Source organism: Bradyrhizobium sp. INPA03-11B (genome assembly GCF_040446015.1).
GTDB lineage: Bacteria > Pseudomonadota > Alphaproteobacteria > Rhizobiales > Xanthobacteraceae > Bradyrhizobium > Bradyrhizobium macuxiense_A.
On the sequence record NZ_JASGSR010000235.1, the window covers coordinates 1 to 4,271 of the forward strand.

The following is a 4,271-nucleotide window of genomic DNA, read 5'->3' on the forward strand; positions in this document are numbered from 1 at the left end:
GGGTTAGGGAGAGGGGTAAGCCGCACGGGCGGTGGTCGTGGCTTACCCCTCTCTCCAACTCTCCCCCGCAAGGGGGGAGAGAGCCCATCCGTTCGTGCCTTCCTGACTCATAAACATCTACGCTTCGCGCATCCCGGAGTGACGATTGGAGAGCTTTCAACCTCTCCTCGTCCTCATCCAGCCAATGAAACCCGTCGATCTGGCGGAAGCCGAGCCGCACCGCGCAGTGCTCGCCGACCTGCTCCTCCAGCGTGTTCTGCGCAAAGCTGAAGGAGACATCGACCTCGCGCACCGTGACGCCGTTCTTGCGGGCGTCGCCGACGATCTGCGCCGGGGCGTAGAAGCCCATCGGCTGCGAGTTGAGCAGGCCGCAGCAGAACGCATCGGGATGATAGTGCTTCAGCCATGAGGAGATGTAGACGAGCTGGGCGAAACTCGCGGCATGGCTTTCCGGGAAGCCGTAACTGCCAAATCCCTTGATCTGGTCGAAGCAGCTGCGGGCAAAGTCCGGATCGTAGCCGCGCGCCACCATGTTGCCGACCAGCTTCTCCTCATAGGTGCCGATGGTGCCGAGATTGCGGAAGGTCGCCATCGAGCGGCGCAGGCCGTTGGCCTCCTCGGAAGTGAAATGGGCCGCCTCGATCGCGATCCGCATCGCCTGCTCCTGGAACAGCGGCACGCCGAGCGTCTTGTGCAGCACGTTGTAGAGCTCGTCCTTGTCGCCATGATCCGGCGAAGGTGAAGGATAGCTCACCTTCTCCTGGCCGTTCCGCCGCCTGAGATAAGGATGCACCATGTCGCCCTGGATCGGCCCAGGACGCACGATCGCGACCTCGATGACGAGATCGTAGAAGGTGCGCGGCTTCAAGCGCGGCAGCATGTTCATCTGCGCCCGGCTTTCGACCTGGAACACGCCGAGCGATTCCCCGCTGCACAGCATGTCGTAGACCTTTGGGTCGTCCTGCGGGACGCTGGCGAGCTCCCAATGTTCGCCCTTGTGGTCGGCGATCAGGTCGAAGCATTTGCGGATGCAGGTCAGCATACCCAGCGCCAGCACGTCGACCTTCATCATGTGGAGTGCGTCGACGTCGTCCTTGTCCCATTCGATGAAGGTGCGGTCGTCCATCGCGGCATTGCCGATCGGCACATAGGTGTCGAGCCGGTCCTGGGTCAGCACATAGCCGCCGACATGCTGCGAGAGATGGCGTGGAAACTCGATCAGCTCGGTGGCGAGCTCGACCGCGAGATTGATCATCGCATTCTTTGGGTCCAGCCCGGCCTGCCGCACCTGCATGTCGTTGAGGCCCTTGCCCCAGCTGCCCCATACGGTGTCGGCGAGCGCCGCGGTGACGTCCTCGGTCAGCCCAAGCGCCTTGCCGACGTCGCGGATCGCGCTGCGCGGACGATAATGGATGATGGTGGCGATGATGGCAGCGCGGTGGCGGCCGTAGCGGCGATAGACATATTGCATCACCTCCTCGCGCCGCGAATGCTCGAAATCGACGTCGATGTCGGGCGGCTCCAGCCGCTCCTTGGAGATGAAGCGCTCGAACAACAGATCGACCTTGGTCGGATCGACCGAGGTGACGCCGAGCACGTAGCACACCGCCGAATTCGCCGCCGAGCCGCGCCCCTGGCACAGGATGTTCTGGCTGCGCGCATAGCGCACGATGTCGTGCACGGTGAGGAAGTAATGCGCGTATTTCAGCTCGGCGATCAGCGCGAGCTCCTTGTTCAGGGTGGCGCGAAGTTTTTCGTCGATCTCGCCGCCGAAATATTTGTCGACGCCGGCCCAGGTCAGATCCTCCAGATGCTGCTGCGCGGTCTTGCCCGGCGGCACCGGTTCGTCGGGATACTGGTACTTGAGCTGGTCAAGCGAGAACGAGATGCGTTTCGCGAAGCGCATGGTCTCCGCGATCGCGTCCGGCAGATCGCGAAACAGCCTGATCATCTCATGCGCCGGCTTGAGATGCCGCTCGGCATTGGCCTCGAGCCTGCGGCCAACAGCCTCGATCGTGGTCTTTTCGCGGATGCAGGTCAGCACGTCCTGCAGCGGGCGGCGCGCAGGATGGTGGTAAAGCACCTCGTTGGTGGCAAGCAGCGGCACGCCGGCATCGATGGCGAGGCCATGCAGCCGCGCGAGACGGCGCTTGTCGTCGCCGCGATAGAGCAGGCTTGCAGCAAGCCAGACGCCGTCGGCGGCGCTCGCCTTCAGTTGCGCGAGCACGTCGAGCGCATCATCCGTCTCGTACCGATGCGGCAGCGCCAGCACCAGCAGCTGGCCTTCCGCGAAATCGATCAGATCAGGCAAAGTGAGCCGGCAGTCGCCCTTCTCGACCCGCTCGACGCCAACACCGCGCTTGCCGCGGGTCAGCAATTGGCACAGCCGACCATAGGCGGCACGGTCGCGTGGGTAGACCAGGATGTCGGGCGTGCCGTCGATGAAGACGATGCGGGCGCCGACCAGGAATTTGGGCGGATGGGCGACCTTCTCGCTGTCGAGCTCCTTCCAGGCGCGCACCACACCGGCCAGCGTGTTGTGATCGGCGATCCCGATCACGGGGATTCCGAGTTCGCTCGCCTGATGCACATAGGCGCGCGGATCGGAGCCGCCGCGCAGGAAGGAGAAATTGCTGGTGATGCCGATCTCGGCATAATCGGGCAAGGGTGCGCTCATGCGAACAGCCCGTGCACATACCAGTTGGCCGGAATGGGCTTGTCTTCCTCGTCGCGCAGTTCACTCTCGTAAAGGCCGTCGCGAAAGATCCAGAAGCGCCGGCCCTCGGCATCCTCGACGCGGAAATAGTCGCGCGTCAGCGCCGCGCCGTCCTGTTTCCACCATTCCATCGCGATCCGCTCGGGGCCCTCGACCCGCACCACCGCATGCAGGGCGCGCCGCCAGGTGAACTGATGCGGCGGACCGTCAGGCACGCTCGCGAACGGCACCTTGATCGGCTCGGGCCGCTCGAACAGCCTGAGCGGCCGCAACGGCGGCTCGCCGGCGACGCGCTCCGGCCAGGCGGCGGCGCTGGCTACGGCCAGATGATGCTGCGCCGGCAGCGCGAGCGCCGCGCGCTCGGGGATATGGCTTTCCAGCGGCAGATGCACGACGACGCGTTTGCCGCCAATGCGGGCGGCGATGCGGTCGATCAGCGCCGAGATCTCGTCATTGTCGTGCACAGTAGTATCGAGATCGCGCTGCTGCTGCACCACGATCTCGGTACGCCCGGCGGCAAGACGAATGAGATCGAAGCCGAAGCCGGGATCGAGGGGATCGTTGAGCGCATCGAGCCGCTCGCGGAACAGGCGGTCGATCATCTCGGGCCGCGTCACCGGACGCCCGGTCTCGACCATGATCGTGCGCACCGCACCGTCAGTGCGGAAGAAGCTCGCCTCTAGCTGCCGGGCGCCCTTGCCCTGCTTGTCCATCGCCGCAACCAGCATTTTGGCGAGGCTCGACAGCGTCAGCGCGATCACGGTGTCGGTCGCGATCGGTTCGGGGAAACGCTTCTCGACGATGTAATCGGGCAGCGGCTTGCGCGGGCTGATCGGGGCATCGCCCTGCCCGAGCGCGTGGGAGAGCAAGGTGGTGAAGGCCGCGCCGAACCGCGCCGAGATCTCATGCAGTGCGCGCGCGGCGACATCGCCGATGGTCTTCAAGCCGGCACGGCGCAGGCCGGTGGTCACAGTGCTATCTGCGCCGAGCGCCGACACCGGCAGCGGGCCGACCGCCTGGGCCTCTGTGCCATCGGCGACGATCTTGCCCGAGACGTGGCGCGTCAGCGTGCGCGCCGCGATCGAGGTGCCGGCAATCGCCGCGCTGACCGCAAAGCCGCGCCGGCTCAGCGCATTGGTCACGATCTGCAGCAGCGCGCGCTCGCCGCCGAACAGGTGCGCGCAGCCGGTGATGTCGAGGAACAGGCCGTAAGGTACGTCGAGCGCGACCAGCGGCGTGAAGCGGTCGCACCAGTCGGCGATGTCGTTCAGCGTCTTCAGGTCGGCGGCAGGATCGGCGTCGTAGACCGTAAGCTCCGGGCAGATCGCCCGCGCATTGGCGAGCGGCTGCCCGATCGACAGCCCGGCCCGCACAGCGGCCTCGTCGATCGCGTGCAGCAGGATCGCATTGTGGTCTTTTGCCACCACGACGCTGGGGAGTTCTTTCTTCGCCTCTCCCGCTTGCGGGGGAGGCCGGATCGCATCGCTAGATGCGATCCGGGTGGGGGCTCTCTCCTTACGAAGAACATTGTTTGTGGAAAGACCCCCACCCCAAC

At 65.3% G+C, this 4,271-nt stretch carries 2 protein-coding genes; both read right to left on the reverse strand.

From position 1 onward, the window contains the following. Positions 1-2,677, reverse strand: a 2,677-nt coding sequence (locus tag QMZ05_RS40405; protein WP_353705826.1) for an error-prone DNA polymerase, incomplete at its 3' end; no start/stop codon positions are given. Beyond that, positions 2,674-4,212: a DNA polymerase Y family protein gene (locus tag QMZ05_RS40410; protein ID WP_353705827.1), complete on the reverse strand. Its 1,539-nt coding sequence runs from the start codon at positions 4,210-4,212 to the stop codon at positions 2,674-2,676. The genes QMZ05_RS40405 and QMZ05_RS40410, both read right to left, overlap by 4 nt. Between the last annotated feature and the right edge of the window lie 59 nt (positions 4,213-4,271).